Source organism: Hydrogenovibrio thermophilus (genome assembly GCF_004028275.1).
GTDB classification, from domain to species: Bacteria; Pseudomonadota; Gammaproteobacteria; order Thiomicrospirales; family Thiomicrospiraceae; genus Hydrogenovibrio; species Hydrogenovibrio thermophilus.
On the sequence record NZ_CP035033.1, the window covers coordinates 1,427,881 to 1,452,619 of the forward strand.

19 protein-coding genes and 4 tRNA genes are annotated in these 24,739 nt (G+C 49.5%); 9 read left to right on the forward strand and 14 right to left on the reverse strand.

What is annotated here, in order from left to right; all coding sequences use genetic code 11:
• Positions 1-112: 112 nt before the first annotated feature.
• Positions 113-1,954, reverse strand: coding sequence for a methyl-accepting chemotaxis protein (locus EPV75_RS06665; RefSeq protein ID WP_128384876.1), 1,842 nt, complete (start codon positions 1,952-1,954; stop codon positions 113-115).
• A gap of 6 nt (positions 1,955-1,960) precedes the next feature.
• Complete coding sequence (locus EPV75_RS06670; RefSeq protein ID WP_128384877.1) at positions 1,961-2,275, reverse strand: MCP four helix bundle domain-containing protein; 315 nt, start codon at positions 2,273-2,275, stop codon at positions 1,961-1,963.
• 224 nt (positions 2,276-2,499) lie between these two features.
• Here EPV75_RS06670 and EPV75_RS06675 point away from each other — a divergent pair, with 224 nt between their 5' ends.
• Positions 2,500-4,674: a RelA/SpoT family protein gene (locus EPV75_RS06675; protein ID WP_127119716.1), complete on the forward strand. Its 2,175-nt coding sequence runs from the start codon at positions 2,500-2,502 to the stop codon at positions 4,672-4,674.
• 85 nt (positions 4,675-4,759) lie between these two features.
• Here the strand turns inward: EPV75_RS06675 and pgl are convergent, their stop codons facing one another.
• From pgl to gltX, 8 genes are all read right to left on the reverse strand, one after another.
• The gene (gene pgl / locus EPV75_RS06680) at positions 4,760-5,446 is read right to left on the reverse strand and encodes a 6-phosphogluconolactonase (RefSeq protein WP_225972270.1); all 687 of its coding nucleotides are present in this window, start codon (positions 5,444-5,446) and stop codon (positions 4,760-4,762) included.
• A complete protein-coding gene (gene zwf, locus EPV75_RS06685; RefSeq protein WP_128384878.1) occupies positions 5,443-6,927 on the reverse strand; it encodes a glucose-6-phosphate dehydrogenase in 1,485 nt (494 codons plus the stop codon). The genes pgl and zwf overlap by 4 nt, the downstream gene beginning before the upstream one ends.
• Before the next feature lie 5 nt (positions 6,928-6,932).
• Positions 6,933-8,381, reverse strand: a complete 1,449-nt coding sequence (gene gnd, locus EPV75_RS06690) for a decarboxylating NADP(+)-dependent phosphogluconate dehydrogenase (protein WP_128384879.1) — start codon at positions 8,379-8,381, stop codon at positions 6,933-6,935.
• A 233-nt stretch (positions 8,382-8,614) separates the two neighbouring features.
• A tRNA-Glu gene (locus EPV75_RS06695) sits at positions 8,615-8,690 on the reverse strand.
• A gap of 99 nt (positions 8,691-8,789) precedes the next feature.
• Positions 8,790-8,864, reverse strand: a tRNA-Gly gene (locus EPV75_RS06700).
• A 4-nt stretch (positions 8,865-8,868) separates the two neighbouring features.
• Positions 8,869-8,944, reverse strand: a tRNA-Glu gene (locus tag EPV75_RS06705).
• 115 nt (positions 8,945-9,059) lie between these two features.
• Positions 9,060-9,135: transfer RNA gene (locus tag EPV75_RS06710), tRNA-Ala, on the reverse strand.
• Positions 9,136-9,242: 107 nt separating this feature from the next.
• Positions 9,243-10,655, reverse strand: a complete 1,413-nt coding sequence (gltX, locus tag EPV75_RS06715; RefSeq protein WP_128384880.1) for a glutamate--tRNA ligase — start codon at positions 10,653-10,655, stop codon at positions 9,243-9,245.
• A gap of 290 nt (positions 10,656-10,945) precedes the next feature.
• On the opposite strand from gltX, the gene EPV75_RS06720 reads away from it, so the two are divergent.
• The 4 genes from EPV75_RS06720 (at position 10,946) to EPV75_RS06735 (ending at position 15,198) form a co-directional block, all read left to right on the forward strand.
• Complete coding sequence (locus EPV75_RS06720; RefSeq protein ID WP_128384881.1) at positions 10,946-12,532, forward strand: FMN-binding glutamate synthase family protein; 1,587 nt, start codon at positions 10,946-10,948, stop codon at positions 12,530-12,532.
• A 356-nt stretch (positions 12,533-12,888) separates the two neighbouring features.
• Positions 12,889-14,694 (forward strand): M61 family metallopeptidase, encoded by a 1,806-nt coding sequence (locus tag EPV75_RS06725; RefSeq protein ID WP_128384882.1) that lies wholly within the window; start codon positions 12,889-12,891, stop codon positions 14,692-14,694.
• Positions 14,679-14,924 (forward strand): SlyX family protein, encoded by a 246-nt coding sequence (locus EPV75_RS06730; RefSeq protein ID WP_029938126.1) that lies wholly within the window; start codon positions 14,679-14,681, stop codon positions 14,922-14,924. Before EPV75_RS06725 ends, EPV75_RS06730 begins: the two co-directional genes overlap by 16 nt.
• Before the next feature lie 16 nt (positions 14,925-14,940).
• Entirely contained in the window at positions 14,941-15,198 is a 258-nt protein-coding gene (locus EPV75_RS06735) for a hypothetical protein (protein WP_128384883.1), read from the forward strand.
• 103 nt (positions 15,199-15,301) lie between these two features.
• Here the strand turns inward: EPV75_RS06735 and EPV75_RS06740 are convergent, their stop codons facing one another.
• Entirely contained in the window at positions 15,302-16,225 is a 924-nt protein-coding gene (locus tag EPV75_RS06740; RefSeq protein WP_128384884.1) for a bile acid:sodium symporter family protein, read from the reverse strand.
• A 101-nt stretch (positions 16,226-16,326) separates the two neighbouring features.
• Entirely contained in the window at positions 16,327-17,307 is a 981-nt protein-coding gene (locus tag EPV75_RS06745) for an integron integrase (protein ID WP_128384885.1), read from the reverse strand.
• Positions 17,308-17,796: 489 nt separating this feature from the next.
• Here EPV75_RS06745 and EPV75_RS06750 point away from each other — a divergent pair, with 489 nt between their 5' ends.
• The 4 genes from EPV75_RS06750 to EPV75_RS06765 all read left to right on the forward strand — a co-directional run bounded on the left by EPV75_RS06750 (position 17,797) and on the right by EPV75_RS06765 (position 21,492).
• On the forward strand, positions 17,797-18,543 hold the full coding sequence (locus EPV75_RS06750; RefSeq protein ID WP_225972271.1) for an AlbA family DNA-binding domain-containing protein: 747 nt from the start codon (positions 17,797-17,799) through the stop codon (positions 18,541-18,543).
• Positions 18,544-18,550: 7 nt separating this feature from the next.
• Complete coding sequence (locus EPV75_RS06755; protein ID WP_020931833.1) at positions 18,551-19,438, forward strand: cation diffusion facilitator family transporter; 888 nt, start codon at positions 18,551-18,553, stop codon at positions 19,436-19,438.
• Positions 19,439-19,712: 274 nt separating this feature from the next.
• Positions 19,713-20,063 (forward strand): hypothetical protein, encoded by a 351-nt coding sequence (locus tag EPV75_RS06760; RefSeq protein ID WP_128384886.1) that lies wholly within the window; start codon positions 19,713-19,715, stop codon positions 20,061-20,063.
• A 94-nt stretch (positions 20,064-20,157) separates the two neighbouring features.
• Entirely contained in the window at positions 20,158-21,492 is a 1,335-nt protein-coding gene (locus EPV75_RS06765; RefSeq protein ID WP_128384887.1) for a ferredoxin reductase family protein, read from the forward strand.
• Positions 21,493-22,205: 713 nt separating this feature from the next.
• On the opposite strand, the gene EPV75_RS06775 is transcribed toward EPV75_RS06765, so the two are convergent.
• A complete protein-coding gene (locus tag EPV75_RS06775) occupies positions 22,206-23,183 on the reverse strand; it encodes an IS30 family transposase (protein WP_128384889.1) in 978 nt (325 codons plus the stop codon).
• A 94-nt stretch (positions 23,184-23,277) separates the two neighbouring features.
• Entirely contained in the window at positions 23,278-24,735 is a 1,458-nt protein-coding gene (locus EPV75_RS06780) for an alginate O-acetyltransferase AlgX-related protein (protein ID WP_128384890.1), read from the reverse strand.
• Positions 24,736-24,739: the final 4 nt, after the last annotated feature.

Sequence of the window (24,739 nt, forward strand, 5' to 3'; positions counted from 1 at the left end):
GCGTATTATAAGTGAAAGCCGCGTGAATATCAGCGGCATGGTGTTTTTTACAGATGGGCCGGCCTTTCCGTAGATTCGGCCAGGCTTGGTCAATTATTGGCCAACGTGCGGTTTAGAAATCGCTCCAATCATGATCGGATGCATCTTTGGCTGCACTTGGCGCGGCCAAAGCTTTGGGTTGCGCAGCTTTTTGAGCGGGTTTGGTCAACATCGCTGAATCGGTTTTAAAGAACGCCATTTCGCTTGACAGCGTTTGCGCTTGATCCGACATACTCTCCGTGGCGGCGGAGGTTTCTTCCACCAAAGCGGCATTTTGCTGGGTGGCGGCATCGATGTCACTGATCGCTGTGTGCACCTGCTCAATACCTTTGGCCTGCTCTTCCGACGAACGGGCAATCATCTCAATCATTTCATGTACATGAGTGATCGATTCGCGGATTTCCGCCAGCATATCACCGGACTCGCCCGTCAATTGAGAACCTTGTTGAACCAGTTCATTACTCTCGTTGATCAGGTTTTTGATGTCGCGCGCCGCATCGGCGGATTTTTGCGCCAGGCCGCGGACTTCACCGGCGACCACCGCAAAACCACGTCCGTGATCGCCGGCACGCGCCGCTTCCACGGCCGCATTCAGCGCCAAGAGATTGGTTTGGAAGGCAATGCTGTCAATCAGCGTCACGATGTCGTTAATGCGTTGACTGGAGTTTTCAATGGAGTTCATCGCATCGATGGTTTGTTTCATCACCTCGGCACCACGCTCCGTTTTCTGTTGCACGTTTTCCGACAGGTTCGACGCCTCAATGGCGTTTTTGGTGTTGTTCTGAACCGTGGAATTCATCTCTTCCATGGTCGCAGAGGTTTGCTCGACGGCCGCCGCCTGTTGTTGCACGCGTTGGCTTAAGTCCAAAGCACCTTTGGAGACCTCTTCCGACGCCGACAAGACAATGTGCGTCGCGCCATTGACCTGGTTTACGATACGGTCCAGATTATTAATGGCATTGTTCAGGTTCTGTTGGATGTGCGCCAATTCCCCCGGATAATGGCCGGACATGTTCTCGGTCAAATCGCCATTGGCAATCAATGTCAAAATACGGCTGATTTCCTGCATCACTGTGCCCAGCGAATCGACGCTGCTGTTGATGCTTTGTTTCAGCTCGTCAAAGCTGCCGGATGCGGATGCCTGCACTCGGTGCGAGTAATCGCCGGACGCGACGGCGTGCATCACGCGATTGATTTGGTTGATGATATTGGCGGTGTTGGACAAAGCGCTTTCCACCTTGTTACGGAAAGCTTCGGCAACACGTTCGTCCATTTTGGCTTCCAAATGGCCGTTTTGCAGGGCATTCATAATGCTATCGAGTTCGTTCATCATGAATTCGACGCTTTCCGCTGAGGCATTAATGCCGTTTTTCAGCGCCAGCATTTCGCCGACAAAATCGCCGTCCATGCGTTTACTGAAATCCCCGTCGGCAATCGCCGCGACCGTTGCATTGGCGCCATCAAAGGTCGCTTTGGTTTGGTCCAGTAATTGGTTAAAGGCCATTGACGCACGGCCGATTTCATCTTGATGATACACGTGAATCCGCTTGGAAAAATCGCCATTCTTGACCACATTCTGGGAAACGTCCATCAGCTCATTCATCGGTCGCAAAATGGCTCTCAGGGTTCGATACGACAAGAGCGCCGCAATCACGAACATTAACAGCGCCACGATGATGGCCCAGGTGAAGGTCGTTTGATAGGCTTCTTCATTGGCGTCATTGAGTTGCCCGGCAATTTCCAACTGCAAATCGATGAGCTGGGTGATGGCATCCGAAATCGGGTCGATTGCCGGATACAGCTGTTCGATGCTGAAACCTTCCACCGCTGCCATATCGCGCGATGCAATCGCCGATTTCAAGCCTTCGATGGATTCATCGGCTTTTTCCATCAGCGTTTGAGCATTCTGCGCCAAGGCCGATTACCGCTCGGTCAAGGTGGTGGCCATGTATTTGTTCCAGGTTTCTTCAATGACTTGTTGCGCCTGCTGAATATTCCCGCTGGCTTGTTCAAACGTCAGGTTTTCATTACGCAGCTTATGATTGGTATCCACGATATTGACCGCGTATTCATCGGCGATGATTTTCAAATCTTTCAGCGGAATAATGCGATCCAGATAGATTTGATGAAAGGATTGGTTGTTTTGTTTCATAATCACCAGGCCTGCGACAATGGCCGCCATCAGAAAACCGATGAGCAGTGAAATAATGAAAATAATGCGTTGCTTGATTGTCATTGAATAAATTACCTCCGTTGGTTACAGCGGGGTAACTATAGTGATTTGAACCCGAAAATAAATAAAAATTTTATGAAATTTGGTTTTTCAACCCCATCAAGAGAGATAAAGCCGGAATTACTCCTTCATAAGTACAGAATTATCGGTAGTTTTCGCTTAAAATGATGCTTGGTTCTGCTTTAGTGAATGTGTTTTTAAGTTAAGCTCAAGTGTGTAAAGGCGTTATGGATTCGGTTCAAACTCTCTATCAAAAAGTTTTCAAATCGGAAGAATATGATGCGCTGGGGATAAAGGCCTGTGAAATGGCGCTGGAAGCTTACGACCTACCGGAACAAAGCATTGTGCGCAGCGCCGAAGTCGCTGCCGTCCTGGCAAACCTGAAACTGGATCGCGACACCTTGATTGCCACGCTGGTCAGCGATATGACCCTGGAACCGCACTATTCCATTGCGCAAATCACCGACGTTTTCGGGCAATCCATTGCCAAAATGGTGGACGGCATTCGTCGCCTAAACCAATTTCGCGATTTCATGCCGGCCAATACCTCCAACGAGGTTCAAAACGAGCGCTTGCGGCAGATGCTGTTGGCGATGACTTCCGACATCCGCACCATGATCGTCAAGCTCGCATATCGCGTGGTGCGCCTGCGTAACCTTAAAAACGAAGATGAAGATGTTCGCCGCCAAATCGCTTCGGAAACCCAGCTAATTTTCGCCCCGCTGGCAAACCGTTTGGGGATTGCCCAATTGAAATGGGAACTGGAAGATCTGTCCTTCCGTTTTCTGGAACCGGGAATCTACAAGGAAGTCGCCCGTCAATTGGACGCCAAGCGCTTAGGCCGCGAAGCCTATATCAACAGCATCATTCAAGAGCTGCAAGAGATGCTCAAAAACTCGGGCATCGAATACCACATTTCCGGTCGCCCGAAGCACATCTACAGTATCTGGCGCAAAATGACCCGCAAAAACCTGCCGATTGACGCGCTGTATGACCTGCGCGCGGTGCGCATCTACGTGGATTCCGTGCGGGAATGTTACGAAGTGCTGGGGATGATTCACAGCCGCTGGGCTTACATCAAAGACGAGTTCGACGATTACATCGCCAGCCCCAAGGAAAACGGTTATCAATCGATTCACACCGTTATCATCGGCGCGGAAAACAAAACCGTCGAAATCCAGATTCGTACCCACGAAATGCACCGTCATGCCGAATTCGGGATTGCCGCCCACTGGCGTTATAAAGAAGGCGGCAAACCGATTGATCCAAGCCTGGAGCAAAGCATTAACCTTGTGCGCCAAATGCTTGAATACAATGACAATCCGGATTTACTGAATGAAATCAGCACCGAACTGTTGAGCGAACACATTTACGTGATGACGCCCGCCAATGAAATCATCACCATGAACAAAGGCTGCACGCCGCTGGATTTCGCTTACCAGATTCACACCGAGCTGGGCCACCGTTGTCGTGGCGCCAAAATCAACGGCAAAATCATGCCATTGACCTATCAGTTGAAAACCGGTGATTCGGTGGAAATTCTGACGGTCAAAGAAGGCACGCCGAACCGTAACTGGCTAAACCCGAACTTGAACTACTTGGGCAGCAGCCGCTCGCGTACCAAGGTGCGCCACTGGTTTAACCAACAGAATAAAGACGCGAATATCGAAGCCGGTGAAGGCTTGTTCCATAAAGAAGTCCGTCGCCTGCAAGCCGACGACATCAGTGCCGAGATGCTTTTGGAGCGTTTCAAGCTGGAAACCGTCGATGAATTGTACGAAGGCATCGGTAAGGGCCAAATCAATGAACGCCAGTTGACCAACGCCATCCAGAAACTCATCAAACCGGAAGAAGAACACATGCGCCCGCGCTCCCGTGACTTGTTGGAACACGATGTGCCGTTGGAACCGGGCAAAGCGTATGTGGTCGGTGTGCCGCAACTGAAAACCTCTTTGGCGCCCTGCTGCCACCCGGACGAATCCGACCAGATTATCGGTTACGTCACCCGTGGCCGCGGCGTCACGGTGCACAAAAAAGATTGCCCGAACATTCTCAACCTGACTTACGACGAACAAAAACGCCTGATCGAAGTGGCCTGGCACGGCGCCAAACCGGAGCCGGAAGCTTACGATGCGGTATTGCAAATCTTGGCGTTCGACCGAAAAGGCTTGTTACGAGACATCATGGCGATGTTGACCCATTGGGATATCAACCTCATCAATTCCGACACGCGCACCGACAAAGCCGACGGCAGCGTGTCCATGACATTGCAAATCGAAGTGGAACCCCAAACCAATGTCGGGGAGTTGCTGGATCAGATCGAACAGATTCAAAACGTGGTGTCGACGTCCATTAACTTGAACAAAGAAAAGCATTCGTCGGTTTCGCAAACACTGCACTAAGTATTTGAAAATAAATATAAAAAGAAAATAAACAAAACCGCCAAAATTGGCGGTTTTTTATTTTGGATACATGAATTTCTTTAGATTACAGCGCGCTGGAATCGATAAACACCAACGTCTCATCGCCCTGCACACGCTGAATCGGTAAATCGTCGCCGTCCAATAACTGCTTAACCGCCTCACGTTTTCCCGCACCGGTAATCAATTTGAATACATGGCGGCTGCGGCCCAAACGTTCGTACGACAGACTGATGCGTTCCGGCGGCGGTTTTGGGGAATGGTATTCCGTCACCACGGAAATATCCTCCGGATACACATGCCCCGGAAACAAACTGGCGGTGTGGCCGTCTTCCCCCATACCAAGCAAAACCACATCAAAGCGATCAATCACGTCGACGGTAGCTTGGTAGGATTTGGCTGCCAATTCAGGGCCCAGTTCAGCGGGCATGACATGGATATTCTTGTCCGGAATATGACCGAAAAACAACCAGGCCTGGTGCAAACTCACACTGTTCCGCTCGCTGTCTTCCTTCGGTAAACAGCGCTCGTCGCCCATGTAAATATGCCAGTTGGCCCAATCGGCTTGTTGTTCCGCCAGCAACTCATAACATTTCTGTGGCGTGGTGCCACCCGCCGTCACCAGTGTAAAACGCCCGCGGGCACGAATGGCTTGATCCGCCAGAACCCGTAGCTGTTCCACCGTATGGGTGGCGACGTCTGCCGGCGTGTCGAACACACGCCAATTCGTCGGCAGGCCATTCACTTCGGTCATCTTTCAGACTCCGGGTGAATATGGTAACGCCAGTTTTGTTCCGGCGAATCAAACAGCTTATTGGCGCCTTCCGGCCCCCAGCTTCCCGACTTGTAGGTATCGATGTAACCGGTTTCCGTGCCCCAAACCTGAATGACCGGGTCCACCACTTTCCAAGCGGCTTTGACTTCGTCATAGCGCAGGAACAGGGAGCGGTCGCCTTTAATGACATCCAGCAGCAATTCTTCATAGGCATCGTTCGGTTCTTCGCCTTCCCGTCCCATGGAGGCATCCAGACTGATTTGTTCGGTATTAATTTCCAGGCCTGGCTGTTTCGCCATCATTTCGATCTTAATGGATTCGTCCGGCTGAATGCCGAAAATAATCCAGTTGGGTTTCATTTTCTGAACGTGCGAATCGCGGAAAAACTGCTTTGGTGAATGCTTGAAGCAAATCGACACCAGCATTTTGTTTTTCGCCATGTTCTTGCCGGTTTGAATGTAGAACGGCACACCGGCCCAGCGCCAGTTGTCGATGTAGAGTTTCAAGGCTGCATAGGTTTCGGTGACACTGTCTTGCGACATGCCGGGCTCGTCCAGATAAGCCGGCACTTGCTTGCCGTGAATTTCACCGGCCGCATACTGCGCCCGATAGGCTTGGGCCGAGACGTTTTTCTTGGAAATGCTTCGAATCGACTTTAACAATTTCACTTTTTCATCGCGTAGGTCTTCCGCATCCATCGAGGCCGGCGGCTCCATGGTGACCAGTGCCAACAGTTGTAACAAATGGCTTTGAATCATATCGCGCATCGCACCACTGGTGTCGTAATACCCCGCGCGTGTTCCGATGGGTCGGTCTTCGGCATGGGTAATCTGAATATGGTCGATGTAATTGCGATTCCAAAGCGGCTCCATCAACAGGTTGGCGAAGCGGAACACCATAATATTCTGCACCATGCCTTTGCCGAGATAATGGTCGATTCGGTAAGTCTGGTCTTCATCCAGATATTTATTGAGTTGCGCTTGCAGTTGTTTGGCGCTATCGGAATCGTAACCGAAAGGTTTTTCCAGCACCACGCGTTTCCAGCCGTCGGTTTCGGCCAACATACCGCTTTCACCCAAATGACGCACCGTGCTGGCGAAGTGATCCGGCCCCAACGATAAATAATAGACGGCATTGTTCGGCCAGGCGTCGGTGGCGATTAAACGCGCCAGCGCCTGATACGACTCGGCTTTATTAATATCCATTTGGAAATAATCCAAACGTTCGCAAAAACGTTTGAACAGATTTTTATTCAAACCGCCCCGCGCTTTGGGTTCCACCGCTTTTTTCACGATTTTTATCCAGTCGTCTCGGCTCCATTCGCGTCGCCCGATGGCGAGAATGCGCATGTCATCGTCCAGGCGGCCGACTTGTTCCAAATGATAAAAGCTGGGCATGAGTTTCGATAACGACAGGTTTCCGGTGGCCCCGAACACCACATAAGTACAGGCTTCCGACATAAGACTTACACCTCGTACGTTGTGGAGCTGACATTACCGCCGGAATGAATCCAATCGGTATGGAAATATTCACCACGTGGGGCGTCGACACGTTCATAGGTGTGTGCGCCGAAATAATCGCGCTGCGCCTGCAGTAAGTTGGCCGGCACCCGTTCGCTACGATAGCCGTCGAAGAACGCCAGGGCCGAACTCAGCGCCGGGGTTGGAATTTGACTTTGAATGCCGAAAATCACCGCTTGACGCCAATTGGCTTCCGCCGATTTAATCGCGTCTTCAAAGAACGGCGCTTTCAGCAGATTGGACAGGTTCGGTGACGCATCGTAGGCCTTTTTGATTTCGCCCAGGAAGGTACTGCGGATAATACAGCCGCCACGCCACATCAGGGCGATGCCGCCGTAATTCAAATCCCAGTCGAACTCTTTCGCCGCTTCGGACATCAGCATATAGCCTTGTGCATAGGAAATGATTTTCGACGCATAGAGCGCATCGTGAATCGCGGTCAACATCGCGTCTTTATCGACATCCAGCGTCTTGTCGCTACGCGGATACAATTTAGCCGCTTCCACCCGCTCGCTTTTCAGGGCGGATAAGCAGCGGGCGTAAACCGATTCGGTAATCAGCGTCAATGGCATGCCCAGCTCCAACGAGCTGATGCCAGTCCATTTTCCGGTGCCCTTCTGACCGGCCGCATCCAGAATCTTATCGACCAATGGTTCGCCGTCTTTGTCTTTAAAGCTGAGAATGTCAGCGGTGATTTCAATCAAATAAGAATCCAAAACACCTTTATTCCATTCCGCAAACACGGCTTGGCATTCGTCGGCGGACATGCCCAAGCCTTCCCGCATCAATTGATAGGCTTCGGTAATGAGCTGCATATCACCATATTCGATCCCGTTATGCACCATTTTGACATAATGTCCGGCCCCTTCTGGACCAACCCAGTCACAACAAGGTTCGCCATCCGATTGTGCGGCGATGGCCTGAAAAATCGGTTTCACCGACGGCCAGGCCGCCGGGTCGCCACCCGGCATAATGGATGGCCCGTGACGCGCACCCTCTTCCCCGCCGGACACGCCGGTACCGACAAACAGGATGCCTTTTTCTTTCAAACTCTGCGTGCGTCGAGTGGAATCGGTGTATAAGGAATTCCCGCCGTCGATGATCATGTCGCCCTTGTCCAGCAGCGGTAACAATTGGTCGATAAAGTGGTCCACGACTTCACCTGCCTTGACCATCAACATCACCTTGCGGGGCGCTTTCAAGCTGTTGACCAGTCCTTCAAGCGAATCGTAGCCGGTAATGGGTTTGTCTTCGACACGGTTTTGAATAAAGTCGTCCGTTTTCTGCTTCGAACGATTGTAAACACTGACGTGAAACCCATGATCGGCCATGTTCAAAACCAGGTTCTGACCCATGACCGCTAAACCAACTAAACCGATATCCGCTTGAGACATAATCACTCCAAAATGTACGCTGAACAAGACGACTCCATGTTAATCAATAACCGGCGTCTTAAAAAGATAGTTTTAAGAAGAATTTATAAAAATTTTAAACGTTCAACGTCAAAACAAGCAAAAAACGAACCACGAAACCAGGCCTGGTTAAAACGAGTAAAAGGAAGTATAAAGTGAGACAGATGTCCGGAAATGAAAAAGCCCGCCTGAAAACTCAAGCGGGCTTTTGAAAGTGGCGTCCCGTAGGGGAGTCGAACCCCTGTTACAGCCGTGAAAGGGCCGTGTCCTAGGCCTCTAGACGAACGGGACAATGTGGATTGTCATCCGGCTTGTATTTCAACAAGCAATCAATTGAACCGGTTTCAATTCTACCGACCTAGAGGCAGACCTTTTCAATCAATTTAAATTTGGAGCGGGAAACGAGGATCGAACTCGCGACCCCAACCTTGGCAAGGTTGTGCTCTACCGCTGAGCTATTCCCGCATAGTGGCGTCCCGTAGGGGAGTCGAACCCCTGTTACAGCCGTGAAAGGGCCGTGTCCTAGGCCTCTAGACGAACGGGACACAATGTGATTAACCAGGTTAATCTGTGCCTGGATTTCTCCAGTTATCTCTTCCAAAATCCCATCGTTTAAGTCCGGCCTAGTGGTCTTAAAAGATTCCAGAAAAGTATCAGAATTGGTGGAGCTAAGCGGGATCGAACCGCTGACCTCAACACTGCCAGTGTTGCGCTCTCCCAGCTGAGCTATAGCCCCTCAAGCTGATGAGCGCGTATTATATAGAACTTATCGGGACGGTCAAGACTTTTTTAACAAAAATGCCATATTAATTTCGCCCGTAAGTACCGCGCCCACCCCGCTGTTTAAGCGTTCTGCTTCCGGATTTCAATGGCCTGTAACGCTAAGTCTATACGGGCAATACATTTTTCCTGTCCGATCAACTCCGCCGTGGCATCAATCGACGGCGATTGGCCGCCGCCGGTAATGGCGACACGCAATGGCATCCCCACTTTGCCCATGCCCACATCCAAGTCGGAAGCGGCTTCCTGAATGGCGGCGTGAATCGCTTCCGCTTTCCATTCGGACAGTGCCGCAAACTTCTGTTGTACCAAACGCAACGGTTCTTCCGCCACCGGGCGAAGATGTTTTTTGGCGGCGTCTGCATCGAATTCAGTGAAGTCCTGATAGAAATAGGTCGCGCCATCCGCCATCTCAATTAAGGTACGGGCACGCTCACGCAACAAGTCAGCCACTTTCGACAGCACCGGGCCTTGCGATACGTCCAAGCCTTTGGCTTCCATAAACGGCGTCAAATGCGTCACCAAATGGTCGATGTCGGTGGTTTGGATGTGCTGTTGGTTAATCCAAAGCAGTTTTTCGGTGTTGAAAGTCGACGGCGAAGAGTTCACGCTTTCCAGATCAAACAATTCCACCATCTGCGGAACGGTGAAGATTTCCTGATCTTTATAAGACCAACCCAGACGCACCAGATAGTTCAACAAGGCTTCCGGCAAAAAGCCTTCTTCCTTATATTGCAAAACCGACACCGCACCGTGACGTTTAGACAAGCGACTGCCGTCTTCACCCAATACCATCGGAATATGCGCGAACTTCGGCACTTCCGCACCCAAGGCTTTATAAAGGTTGATTTGTCTGGGGGTATTGTTAACGTGGTCGTCACCGCGAATCACGTGCGTCATGCCCATATCCCAATCATCCACTACGACGGTCAGGTTATAAGTCGGTGTGCCATCGGAACGAGCGATAATCAAATCGTCCAGCTCTTTATTGGACACGACAATTTTGCCTTTGACCAAATCGTCAATGACCACTTCCCCGTCGGTTGGGTTCTTGAACCGGACCACCGGCTTAACGCCTTCCGGTGGTGTGCCGGTGAAACAACGATAACGGCCATCGTAACGTGGCTTTTCACCTCGGGCTTTTTGTTGCTCACGCATTTCATCCAGTTCTTCCGGTGACGCGTAGCAATAATACGCCAGGTCACGATCCAGCAAATCCTGGATGACCTCTTTATAACGATCGAAACGTTGGGTTTGGTAAATCGGCCCTTCGTCGTAATCCAGCCCCAGCCATTCCATGCCGTCTAAAATCGCTTGAACGGATTCCTGCGTGGAGCGTTCCAAGTCGGTATCTTCGATGCGCAGAATGAACTGACCGTTATTCTGTCTGGCATACAACCAGGAAAACAAGGCCGTGCGAACGCCGCCAATGTGTAGATAACCGGTCGGGCTGGGGGCAAAACGAGTTTTGATCACGAAAATCTCCTAAAGTCATTCGATCGTCTTTGACGGGTATTTTTTAAGTTAACTTCGTCGGTAAAGACAGCGGTTCAAAAATGTAGGCTTATTATAAAGGGAATGCCGATGCGATTGGAGAACGAATTTCAGTGAACCCACCAAAAGGCACACCTTTAATCATGCGATAACCGCTTTCCGAAAATCCAAGTCGGTTGTTTCAATGAATAGACTAAGACATTATACTAACGCCAGCCAACACTCATATAACGAGAACATCAACGTCGATTTCGACCAGGCCTGGAGGATACATGAGAACAACACGAAACCTGTTTATGGGAACATCTGCCGTGCTGGCGGCGGGCGTCATTGCCGCCACAACCGTTTGGCCGAGCGCCGCGTATTTATGGCTGCTGGTCGGCCCGTTCATTCTGCTCGGCGTTTACGATATGAGCCAGAAAAAGCACACTCTGCTCAGGCTCTACCCCATTCTCGGCCACATACGTTATATATTTGAATCGATTCGCCCGGAAATCCAGCAATACTTCGTTGAAAGCGACACCAACGGCAAACCGGTGCCGCGAGAGTTCCGTTCACTGATTTACCAACGCGCCAAAGGCGTGATCGACACCCGCCCCTTCGGCACCATTTTCGACACCTATCGTGTCGGCTATGAATGGATTAAACACTCCCTCAAACCGCAAAGCGTTCCGGAAGAGCAAAAACGCGAGCTGGTCGGCGAAAAGAACTGCGCCAAACCCTACGCCGCTTCGCACCTCAATATTTCCGCCATGAGTTTTGGTGCCTTGAGCAAACACGCCATTATCGCACTGAACCGAGCCGCTAAAATGGGCAACTTCTACCACAACACCGGTGAAGGCGGCTTGACCGAATACCACCAGCAGGAAGGCGGTGATTTGGTCTGGCAGATCGGCACCGGTTATTTTTCCTGCCGAACGCCTGATGGACAGTTTGATCGCGACATCTTCGCCGAAAAATCCAAAATCGACCAAGTCAAAATGATTGAAATCAAACTGTCGCAAGGGGCTAAGCCTGCGCACGGCGGCGTGCTTCCCGCCGATAAAGTCACGGCGGAGATTGCCAAAATCCGAATCGTCGAACCCGGAAAAGACGTGATTTCACCACCGACACATAGCGCATTCACCACGCCGGTCGGGTTATTGCAGTTCGTCACGGAGCTGCGTCAACTGTCCGGCGGCAAGCCGGTGGGCTTCAAGCTGTGTATCGGGGAACCTTGCGAGTTCATCGCCATCTGCAAGGCCATGATTGAAACCGGCCTGACACCGGATTTTATTACCGTGGACGGCGCCGAAGGCGGCACCGGTGCGGCGCCTATCGAATTCACCAACTCGGTGGGCACGCCGCTGCGCGAAGCCCTGCATTTCGTAAACACCACGCTGGTCGGTTTCGGTTTGCGCGACGACATCAAAATCATCGCTTCGGGCAAGTCCTTTTCCGCCGCGCATTTGTTAGGCTTGTTAGCCTTGGGCGCCGATATGGTCAATTCGGCACGCGGCATGATGTTCTCGATCGGTTGCGTGCAGTCGAGAAGCTGTCACAACAATACCTGCCCGACCGGTGTTGCGACCCAAGACCCTACGCGCTACAAGCATTTGGACATCGACGATAAAAGCCAGCGTGCGGCGCGTTATCATGAATCGGTGATTCACAACCTGATGCACTTGTCCGCGGCGGCGGGCCTGAAACGTCCCAATGACATTTCGCCCAGCCAAATCATGCGCCGCGTGAGTGAAACACAGGTCAAAAGCTATCAGGAGATTTTCCCGCCTTTGGAAAAAGGCTGTTTGTTGAGCGAAGACACGGTGCCCGCCAATCTTTTGCCGGAATGGCAAGCGGCGAACCCACATCAGTGGTAAAGCCTTCTCCATAACGCAGTATATCAATCCAACACAAAGTGTTTTAAAAGGGCCTTAAAAGCCCTTTTTTACTTTTAACACCCCCGCTCAGCGGCCAAGACTCGGCCCAAGCCCTTTTTCTTTATGGTTTTTGTAATACAATGGTGTCATCTAAAAACACCGTTTAGAGAGCTTTGCATGAGTGGGGCGCGATAGAAAAATGAGATAAAATTTTTCTGAATTAGGCGGAAAACGCAGCGAATAGCTGGCTATTCGCCAGTTTTTCAACGACATTCAGGGAAATTTTAGCCATTTTTATCCGTGCATCCATCTCCTGCAAAGCTCTCATTAAAAACAAACCAAGGAAAATCGTCTCTATGCCGGACATACGTTATCGAATCGCTCCCGCCAACCCCAATGCCCATTTATTCCACGTCGAACTGGAAATCGAGCAACCGGATGCCAGCGGGCAATCTCTCAGCTTGCCGAACTGGATTCCCGGCAGTTATTTGATTCGAGACTTTTCCAAACACCTGATCGACCTGCAAGCTGAAACGGCAAGCGGCGAACCTTTGCCCATCACGCCGGTGGAGAAATCCCACTGGCAAGTCGCGCCACATAACGGGCCAATCAAAGTGCAATACGATGTGTACGCCTGGGATTTATCCGTTCGTGGCGCGCATTTCGACCAAACCCACGCTTTTTTCAACGGCACTTCGGTGTTTTTGGCGGTGGATGGCCAACGTGACCAGGCCTGCTCGGTGGAAATCGTTCCGTCGCCTTATTCGGAAGCCGAAAACTGGCGTGTCGCCACCACCTTGCCACCGGAAAACGTCAACGAACATGGTTTCGGTTTGTACCACGCCGACGATTATTTAACACTGATCGATTATCCGGTGGAAATGGGGTGTTTCCATTTGCTGGAATTTGAAGCCTGCGGCATTCCGCACCAAATCGCCTTCACCGGCAAAATCGAATTCCATTGCATCGACAAAAAACAACTGCTGGACGATTTAACCCGCATTTGCGAAACCGAGCTGGAACTCTTCGGCCAACCCTACCCGATTGAACGCTACCTTTTCCTGGTCACCGTCACCGAAAAAGACTACGGCGGCTTGGAACACCGTGATTCCACCGCACTCATCTGTGCGCGCAGCGACCTGCCGTACTTGAACGACGAAAAACGCAGCGACGGTTACATTCAGTTTCTGGAACTCTGCTCGCACGAATATTTCCACACCTGGAATGTCAAACGCATCCAGCCGGAAATCTATCAAACCGCGTCATTGAACGAACCGGTTTACACCAACCAGCTCTGGTGGTTTGAAGGCATCACCTCTTTCTACGACGCCCAGATTCTGCACCGCGCGGGCATTCTCGAACGCGACAATTACTTGAACCAACTCGCCAAAGAGATGACCCGCGTGTATCGCATGCCGGGCCGTTTCAAACAATCTGTGGCCGAGTCCAGCTTTTTGACCTGGACCAAGTTCTACCAGCAGGACGAAAACGCCCCCAATGCGATTGTCAGTTATTACACCAAAGGCAGTTTGATTGCGCTCGGGCTGGATTTGACCATCCGCGCCGAAACCCAAAACGCCAAATCGCTGGACGACGTGTTACTGACCTTGTGGCGAGAATACGGCGCCACCGGAAAAGGCTTACAGGAAGGCGAAATCGAATCCATTTGTGAGCGTGCTTCCGGTTTGGATTTAAAAGACTTTTTCCAACGGTATCTGTTCGGCACCGAAGACCTAGCGTTTGAAAGCCTGTTCGCCAAATTCGGCATCGACTTCACCTTGCGCCCGGCCACCAATGCCAAAGACACCGGCGGCAAAACCGAGCAAAAAAGCTTCCCGCCGCAGTTGGGCGCGAACCTAGTTAATACCGAACATCAAACCGTCAAACTCACCCATGTCTGGAACGAACAGTCCGCCGGGCAAGCCGGTTTGGCCGCAGGTGATGAAATCATCGCCCTGAGCGGTTTCAAAATGGCCTCCGTTCAAGCACTGGAAAGTTATCTGGCACGTCAGGACATCGGAGACGACATCCCCTGCCACTATTTCCGCCGCGACGAACTGCATGAAACCGTCATACATCTGTACGAACCACCCTGCGACAGGGTATTATTGGAACCGGCGTTGAAAAAACCGGATGAGGCCTTAGAATGGATGAGCAAATAAATCAACAACTGATTGATTTAACCGATAAAATACATCACCTGGAAGTCAGCTCGGCTTACCAGGAAGATGTCATCGAGCATCTCAATAAAACACTGGGGAAACAACATCAGGAAATACAGCTTCTGCAAACGCAGGTAAAAGTATTGTCCGACTATATCAAGCAACTCAAATACGAAATCGGCAGCGACATCAAATTACCCAGCGAAGAAGTCCCGCCACCGCACTACTGAAACAGGAAAAAACAAGATGAAAACAAAATCCCTACTCTTCAGCGCCCTACTGACCTTAACCGCCAGTGCTCAAGTTTACGCCGTCGATTACGGCAAACTGGCCGAGTCGGTCGATAAACAAAAAGCCGTGGAATCGGTGGATCAGGAAAAGGCCAAGGAAGCCCTGTCGGCCAAAGACGGCGTGGATTATCAAAAAGCCTACGAATCCGTCGATAAAGGCAAAGCCAAAGATTCCGTGGACATGGAAAAAGCCAAATCCGCTTTCGGGTTTTAATCCCAGCCCCCACTCAAATCATAAAAACCACCAGGCCTGGTGAATTTCGGAATATGGCCAGGCCTGGGTATTTCCCTAGTTTTCCTCTAAGTCAGTTGCAGTGTTAGGACGACTTTGAAGCCTCGTCTTTTTTCTGCCAATAGGCCGCCAGCATCGACCCGGAAATATTGTGCCACACACTGAACAACGCACCCGGCAACGCACTCACCGCGCCGAAATACTTCAACGCCAGCGCCACACTCAAGCCCGAATTCTGCATCCCCACTTCAATCGCCACCGTTTTCGCCACCCGCTTATCGAATCCGAATAAACGCGACAAACCATAGCCCGACACCAGCCCAATCGCATTATGCAATACAATCACCAAAGCCAAACTCCACGCCAAGGAATGTAGTTGCGTGGTATTCAACGCCACCACAATCGCGACAATAATCACAATCGCAAACATCGAAAAAACCGGCAACACCGGTTGAATCAATTCCAGCGGCTTCGGAAAGAACTGGTTCAACACCACGCCCAACAGCACCGGCAACAAAATCAACTGCAACAAACTTACCAGCATGCCCCACACCGGCACGGAAACGGTTTCATTCAGATAAAACCACGTCAACAACGGCAACAAGACAATGGCGCACAGTGTCGAAACCAATGTCATGCTCACCGACAAGGCCACATCCCCTTTCGCCAAATACGCCATTACATTCGACGCCGTGCCGCCCGCCGTCGCACCGACCAGCATCAAGCCGACCGTCAGCTCCGGCGACAAATGAAACAGCTTGGCCAAGCCCAAGGCCGCCAGCGGCATCACAATAAACTGCACGCTCACGCCCAATAATACCGCCGCTTTATTCTGCATCACCTGGCGGAAATCCTGCCAACGTAACGTCATCCCCATGCCGAACATCACCAGCATCAACAACGGCACAATCGCGTTTTTCAACTCCACGAAAAACGTCGGCGAAAAAAACGCATACACCGAAAAAATCAGCACCCAGACCGGGAAAAGATGAATCGAAAACACCGCCATATCGTTTAATCCTGCATTGAATCAAGTGAGCTCATTTAAACAGGTTCATGCCTGAAATACCAATTGAATACCGACAAAACCACCAGGCCTGGCGGTTTCAGTCACAACGCATCAAACGGACTCGCAACCCCTTGTCCGCCCTGTTTCAACACATGCGTGTAAATCATCGTGGTTTGTAAATTAGCATGGCCAAGTAAAGATTGAATGGTGCGAATATCCGTCCCCGTCTGCAACAAGTGCGTTGCAAAGGAATGCCGAAACGTATGCGCACTCACCTTCTTTAAAATGCCACACTGCTTGACCGAACGCTTTATCGCCTTGTTCACCAACGACTGATCTACATGGTGACGGCGAGTAATGCCAGAACGCGGGTCTTCCGCCAAATTGCTGCTGGGAAAAACATATTGCCAAGCCAGCTCAAATTCCGCATTTGGATACTTCTTCGCCAGCGCATAGGGTAAATAAACGGAGCCAAACCCCTGTTCCAAATCCTGCTGATGCAGCGTTTGCACCTTTTGCAATTGCGCTTCCAACAACGGCATTAAATTATTAGCCAAAGGCGTCACCCGGTCTTTTTTGCCCTTGCCATCTCGCACCGTAATTTGCTTAAAACCAAAATCAATATCCTGCACCCGCAAACGCACCGCCTCGGTAATCCGCAAACCGCTTGCATACAATAATTTCACAATCAAGCCTGGTGCGCCATCCATCAAGGATAAAACTTGACCAACCTCCTCTTTAGTCAACACCACAGGAATGCGCGGCTCCTTACGCGAACGGCTCGCCTTAACATCTGAAAACGGCGCATTTAAAACTCGGTTATAACAATAAACCAACGCATTTAACGCCTGATTCTGCGTTGAAGGCGCTACGTTTTGTACCACTGCCAAGTCCGTCAAAAACGACTCCACCTTCTGAGACGAATCAACCAACATCGCCTCACGACTCTCAAATGCATGAAATTTCACAAACCGCCGCACCCAATCGCAATAACTGTTTTCAGTCGAATACGCATACCCCTCTCTGCGTAATTTTGCCCGCATTTCATCTAGCAACAATGTTTTCTTTGGTGTATTATTCATAAAAGTGCTTTTTCACTATGACAGGAATATCAATACAATATCGCATAACCTGTCACAATAACAGGTTTAACTCAATATAAGAGCATAAACACCTGAAAAGCACACCAATATAAAATAACAAGGCAAAAGTGCCTTATACTAAATGTTATACCCCATTAACCCTCAAGAAGGATCGAATATAAAAAGTTAAAATCAGCGGCTATCGTTGGAACCTTTGGAATTGGGGTGGTTCTTACAAACACGGCGAGCGCATTCGAGGATTTAGGCAAAGACTGTAAAGCCTATGCAAGAGCTGTTTTTGCAGTTGCGGAAGTGTCCATGCACCGGGGTGAGGCACAAGCCACGATGAATCAATGCACTGGATTTCCAGATCAAGAGAATAATCAACCAAACAGGTGGTTAAAGAAAGATGACATACTCATCAGGTAGTTTAATTAATCAAAAAAATGGATCTTACTTTTTCATTTTATTATTGGTGCAATAATAGGCGTGCTTCTATTACATCCGTTGACGACAATGGTATTCTGGTACGAATACAAGGGCTTAATCGAATTTCCGGGTAACAGCCCGATAGAGTTTTTGATTCAGCGTTTAATTACTGAATTCAAGTTTGAATTAATGCCTATGAGCTTTGTGTTTGCACTGCTTGGCGGTATTGTTGGTCTATTGTTCGGTCTGTACCATATAAGACTGTCTGGCCAAAAAAATCTTGTCCGCTCTCTGGAACACGAGCTTGCTGAAGAATTACCCTTATTGATTGCCAGAGGCGAAAGTGAGCATCTTGAATTCAAATCCACGTATCGTTGGGATGTAAGACAACAGCGAACGAATCGCGCACTTGAGTCGATTGTCATCAAAACCATCGCCGGTTTTTTAAATCGCGAAGGCGGTACACTGCTAATCGGTGTTGAGGACAACGGCAATATCATTGGAATCGACTCTGACTTCCAGACATTGAAACACAAAAATAGAGACGGCTTCGAACGCGCACTGATGGATACGGTTAAAACCAGTCTAGGAGGAAACGCTTGCGCATTACTTCATTGCCGGTTCCACGATATTGAAAATAAAACCATCTGCCGCGTCATTGTCGAGAGCGCTGTTGAACCTGTTTATTATCATGAGGACAGCGTAGCACGGCTTATGGTACGCACAGGTAATAGTACACGAGAGCTGGATGCGCGGGAAGCACATGCCTATCTTTCCAGTCGAACAACAAAATCTTTTTCTTTATAGGTACACAATGAATACGCATTCGCATAACCACGACACTGAATCAATAGGTGATCGCCGCCTGGGGTTCGCCATCGCTATCAATATGCTCTTGACATTAGCACAGGTCGTCGGTGGTATTCTATCGGGCAGCCTTTCACTTATTGCTGATGCGCTGCATAATTTCAGTGATGCCGCCTCACTGCTCATTGCCTGGGTCGCCAGAAAGATCGGGCGTCAACCGGCGGATCATTTCAGAACCTTTGGTTATAAACGCGCTGAAGTTATCGCCACATTGATTAATTTAGTCACGCTTGTCCTGGTTGGGCTGTACCTGGCCTATGAAGCGCTATGGCGAATCTATGAACCACAGATTATTGAAGGCTGGATGGTTGTGATTGTGGCGGCGATAGCACTTGTGATTGATCTGGCAACCGCGTTTCTTACCTTCACCATGTCTAAGCACAGTATGAATATCCGTGCCGCTTTTTTGCACAATGTATCGGATGCACTGGCTTCACTGGGTGTTATTGTTGCCGGCACACTGATCCTTCTTTATGAGTGGTACTGGAGTGACACCTTAATAACATTATTGATAGCCGCGTATGTTTTGTACCAGGCAGCCACGATGTTACCAAAAACCATTCATATCCTGATGCAGGGAACACCGGAGGGCATTGTTATTGATGATGTCATCACAGCCATGCAGCAGGTAACAAATGTTATCAATGTTCATCACGTACATATCTGGCAACTTGACGAGCATCAGAATGCATTAGAAGCTCATGTTCTACTTTCTGATTATTCACAACTGGATAAAGTGAAGGGTGAATTAAAAACAGCGCTTGCACAAAAATTCTCCATCGGGCATTCAACACTCGAGTTTGAGATTAAAGAATGCAAATATGATCAGTGTTAACTTTTTTATATCGAAGCAAGTTTTAAATGAGTAATTGTGGAAGTGAAGAGTCTGTAATCATTCTTCATGACAGATTGCGTTATGTTCTAGGCATCGTATTTTAATGGCCAATTGTTATCTGATTATAAGAAACAAAAACGTCAGCAGCTCTTAAGGCTGTGATTGCAAAGAAGGACAAGGCATAACAAGGCGCTGCACTCGGACAAAATAAAGCTGCGCCGCTTCGCTTTGCATCTTTATTTTTCCGGTGAGCTTGGTCGTTAGAGGATAAAAAATGGAACTACCAATAAATCTCGTCATAGCCTATGCAGTTTTTAGCCTCTTTGCGTTCTACCAAAAATTGCATTTGAAAAATTTTCAAGGTGCAAGTCAAGGGTTTGGCGCCACACTTAGTGTCTTTGCGATGGCTACTACAATATTCGGACTTGGTTTTTTGTTTTATTGGGGAATTGAAGTAAGCTGGGTGCAGGCAGTCATTCTTTTTGTTATTGCTTTTGCAATTCAAATTTTGTGGTTTCCAATCGAAGCAATGCTTAAGCTTCAAAAACTATATCCAATAATTAGTATATTAGGGTTTGTAGCCATTCCAATTTCTGGGTATTTCATGTGGCTCTCTTTGCCATGAATCCTCTAACAAAGCACTCAAGCGGACTGCGCTAACGCGCAGCTCGCTTAGTTTTATCGTTGGGCTACATACGAAATTGCATCGGAGATGATCCATGAAGCGCATTAAGGTTTCACTTTTGGCAGTACTGCTATTGCTGACTGCGTTATGGCTGGCCGCCGATACGCTGTTGCCCGAGCCGTTCACGTACTTCTCGTTTCGCACCGTGTTCATGCAGTACAGCGGGGTGATCGGCATCGGCTTGATGAGCGTGGCCATGCTGCTGGCGCTGCGCCCGAAATGGCTGGAGCCGCATCTGGACGGGCTGGACAAGATGTATCGCCTGCACAAGTGGTTGGGCATCGCCGCCCTGGTGGTCGCCATCGTTCACTGGTGGTGGGGAAAAGGCACCAAATGGATGGTGGGTTGGGGCTGGCTGGAAAAGCCCGTGCGCAAACCGGTGGCCGGAGAAACCCTCGGCAACATCGAAGGCTGGCTGCGCAGCCAGCGGGGGTTTGCCGAATCCGTCGGCGAATGGGCGTTCTACGCGGCCGCCGTGCTGATCGTTCTGGCTTTGGTCAAGCGCTTCCCCTACCACTGGTTCGTCAAAACCCACAAATGGATCGCAGTCGCCTACCTTGCCCTGGCCTATCACTCCGCCGTGCTCACTAAGGTGGAGTATTGGACGCAGCCGGTCGGCTGGCTAATGGCGGCCTTGCTGCTGGGCGGCACCGTGACCGCGCTGCTGACCCTGACGGGGCGGATCGGCACCGGCCGCAAGGTTACGGGAACCATCGCGGGTCTGATCGATTATCCCGCGCTGCGCGTGCTCGAGACCGCCGTCGTGCTAGAGGACGGCTGGCGCGGCCATGCCGCCGGGCAGTTCGCCTTCATCACCTCGGACAGGAGCGAAGGCGCACATCCCTATACCATCGCCTCGGCCTGGAATCCCGCCGACCGTCGGCTCGTCTTCATCACCAAGGCGCTGGGCGACCACACCAGCCGCTTGCGGGAAAGATTGAAGATCGGCATGCCGGTGACAGTGGAAGGTCCTTACGGCTGCTTCAACTTCGAGGATGCGCAGCCACGTCAGATTTGGGTGGGTGCGGGGATCGGCATCACGCCGTTCATCGCCCGCATGAAGCAGCGCGCCACGACGCCGGACGCAAAGACGATCGATCTCTTTCATCCGACTGCCGAGTTCGAACAGGCCGCCATCGACCGCCTCACGGCAGATGCCAAGGCCGCGGGCGTGCGGCTGCACCTGCTGGTCGATGGCAAGGATGGGCGCTTGAATGGCGAACGTATCCGTGCCGTCATTCCGGAATGGCAGTCCGCCAGCATCTGGTTCTGCGGCCCGCCGAGGTTTGGTCAGGCGCTGCGCGAGGACTTCCTCGCCCACGGCCTGCCACCAGAGCGTTTCCATCAAGAACTGTTTCAGATGCGTTGATGGCAGCCCTAATGCAGCTTATCCGATGAGGTTTATCCACTGAATGCCCAACCCATCATTCCACCGGACGCTGCGCGATAAAGCCGCGCAGCACCGGTGAATTCAAACGTTAAGTGCTCAATGAGGGCCGGAACTCAACGTGCAAGGAGTAATTGATATGTCAAAGGAAAGTCAGGTAACCCTGTGGCTTACAGAGAATACAAATTTATCATGGACGCGCACTAGTGGGGACACTCCTGCAGTTAAGCGAGATCGGCTTTTCATCAACCGGAGTGAAGGTTATGAAGTTAGAGACTTCATCCTCCAGTACTATGACGAGTGTGATCTTGCTCATAACTCGAAGAATTACTCGATTACCCTAAAAAAGATTATGGCATATCGAAAGGGCGAGAAGGTCAAAACCAAAGATTTGCTGAACCATCTGAAAAGCACACTGAAGTAGTGGAGCAGTAGCACTTAACCAATGCAGGCACGGCGACGCCCACTACATTGCGCCTTCGGCTCCATTGCGTGGGCGCGCATGCTGCAAGCGTTAAAGCACTCAAGTGTGTATTAGGGGCTAAAGTAACAGGGCATTGCAGTTGCAAAGTTGCCGCAATATTCAAAAGCTAATGAACCAACAGTTTTAACTAATAACCTAGTTTTGGTGGTGTTAAAGTAAATAAGTCACATTTTTGACCAGAGTCTAAATCTACTCTTAAGCGTGCCTGGATTCAACTATTAACTGCAACACCCAGCTTTAATTTCTCAGCTTCAAGCATCTCCAGTGGAGTCTGAAAACCGTATCTCTTTCTGGGCCGATGGTTGAGCTTGTCCTCAACCCTTTGTATTTCTTCGTCTGTCACATCTTCAAAGGCCGTGCCTTTGGGGAAGTACTGGCGAATCAGACCGTTGGTATTCTCGTTCGTGCCACGCTCCCAGCTATGATATGGGCGTGCAAAAAAGAATGAACAGCCCATGGCTTGGCTGACCTTGTGGTGATGCGAGAACTCTTTGCCGTTATCTGACGTCGTGCTCTTGACTACCATGCCCGAGAACGCATCAATCATCGCACTGGCCGTCAGCTCTGCCGTGGAGCGCATGACTTTTCGAATGCGACTCAATCCAGTTTTTCGCTCAACTAACGTGACGAGCGTGGCCAGGCGTTTTCCCTGCACTGAGTCGGCCTCCCAGTCGCCCAGACGTTGGCGAGTATCAACAACGTCAGGCCGCTGCTCAATGCCGACCCGACCGATGATCCGGCCACGCCGATCCTGACTGCCATAGCGCCGCCGGGTTTTACGAACCTTGTGGCGAAGGTGCTTGTAAAGTTCGCCACCCTGAGCCTTGTCACGCAGCAGATACTGGTAAATCCATTCATGGCTGACTGTGACCGAATGCATTCTTGCCAGGTACCCCGATATCTGCTCAGGCGACCACTGATACTGCGTCAGATAATAATGCACCTGCTCAATGAGCCAGGCGTCTGTTATTCGTTGTTTATCAGCGTTCTTGCGCCGATCGTCTGCCTTATCCTGTGCCATCGGTGCCCAGTATTTACAGGGCGATTGCCGATTGCGTCTGAGCTCTCGGCTAATGGTTGAGGCGGCTCTGTTTAAGGCTTTGGCAATCTGCCTTAAGCTCAATCCCAGTTCAAAATGAAACTGAATATGGTATCGTTCTTCAATGGTCAACTGTCTGAACCGTGTCATCTTTGGCACCTGAATGTTTTGTGTGGGAACAACCATTCTAGGGCAGTTGGCCTCCACATCATTATTTTTCAGGTGTTGCGGTTATTATCTGAATTCAGGGTGTAATTACTTCAGCTTCACGCCAGATTTTATTTGCACTGAGATTTAAAGTAATTTCCCCTGTTGAGGCTTTAAAACGAAGACTGTTTTTTTCGTTAAAATAGGGGTCTCCTTCTTTATGCCAAAATAATTGAATATTCACTTCTTGTAGTTCATTTGCACACTCTAAGTTGAATCCCACTTTTGTATAGTCTTTGGTTTTGACGGCATCCTCTAAACTGAAAACAACAAAAGGATCCCTTTTATCTGTGACAGAATAATGCCCATCTTTTTCTTCCAGATGGTTTAGCCCTGAAAATGAAGATGCTACCGAGTTAGTCATATGGTGACTTTTCAAAAAGCTAAATTGAGGAGGTTGATCTCTTAATCCAATATTCAAGGTTGCTAGTTGACGTTCAACTGCTGTAATGAATACATAATCTGGTTCAAATTTCTCAACTAGCTCTAGCATCACTTGTGTATTAACGTGGCCATAATGAATTTGCAGAACATTTGTGAATGTAGCTGACATATATGGTGAAGCCGCAGTACCAAATGAATCACGTAACCAAAGAACTTTCTTGTCATTTAAGGCTTTATCATTTATTACAAGCAATGGAGTTGTTGGTGAACCAATGCGAGGGTTCCCGCCACTACTCTTTTTCTCCCCAGTTTTGAATTCAACCTGCTCGACATTGATATCTACACCTATATCAATCTTTAAAATTGGCTCCTCATCAGCCAAATGATTTCGTAGCCTTAAAAAATTCGATAAATCTCCACCCGCACGATTATTTGTCTGAACTAATTGCACTTGAGCATCGTTTAACCATAGCCCTTCAATCATATTTTTTTCAACCAGGGAGGAAATGAATGCCTGAAAAGCAATCCAAGCACCTAAGTCATTCCAGTGTGTATCCGTTTTATAATAAACACGTTTGTCAAAATCGTGCTTTGTCAGTAGTAGAGGTATACGAGTATCAAAAATCAACCCAGAGTCACCTTTGTAAAATAACGCATCAGTTCTTGTAAGTTGAGTTGCATTAGCCCAGTTTGGCAAGTGTTCAGGATAAATCGTTGCCTTATCGGGCCCCATCATAATAAAAAAAGCTTTCACGCCTTTAGATTTTAGAAATTGATCCCACAAAACCAAACCTTCATTTAATTGTATTGCTCGTTTTTTTTCACTTTCTGTTAAGCCAGTTCTTCGAGTTGAGACTGTGGATGCGTACTGGTCACCTAAATAAATCCAACCATCTTGGCCAATATATACTTGTTTTGCATTAAGGCTTATACCTAGTGAGTAAACCATTCTCTGAAACGGCGTAATTAGCTTATCAATATTGAATAGTGTTGCTCTATCAAACTTAAAGTCTTCAGATGAATAAGACTGAGAAAGGTTATATATCGGTAATATTGCAAGCATAACCAACGCCAACACTAACCCAATTTTTACTTTAAACTTAATACTCACACGT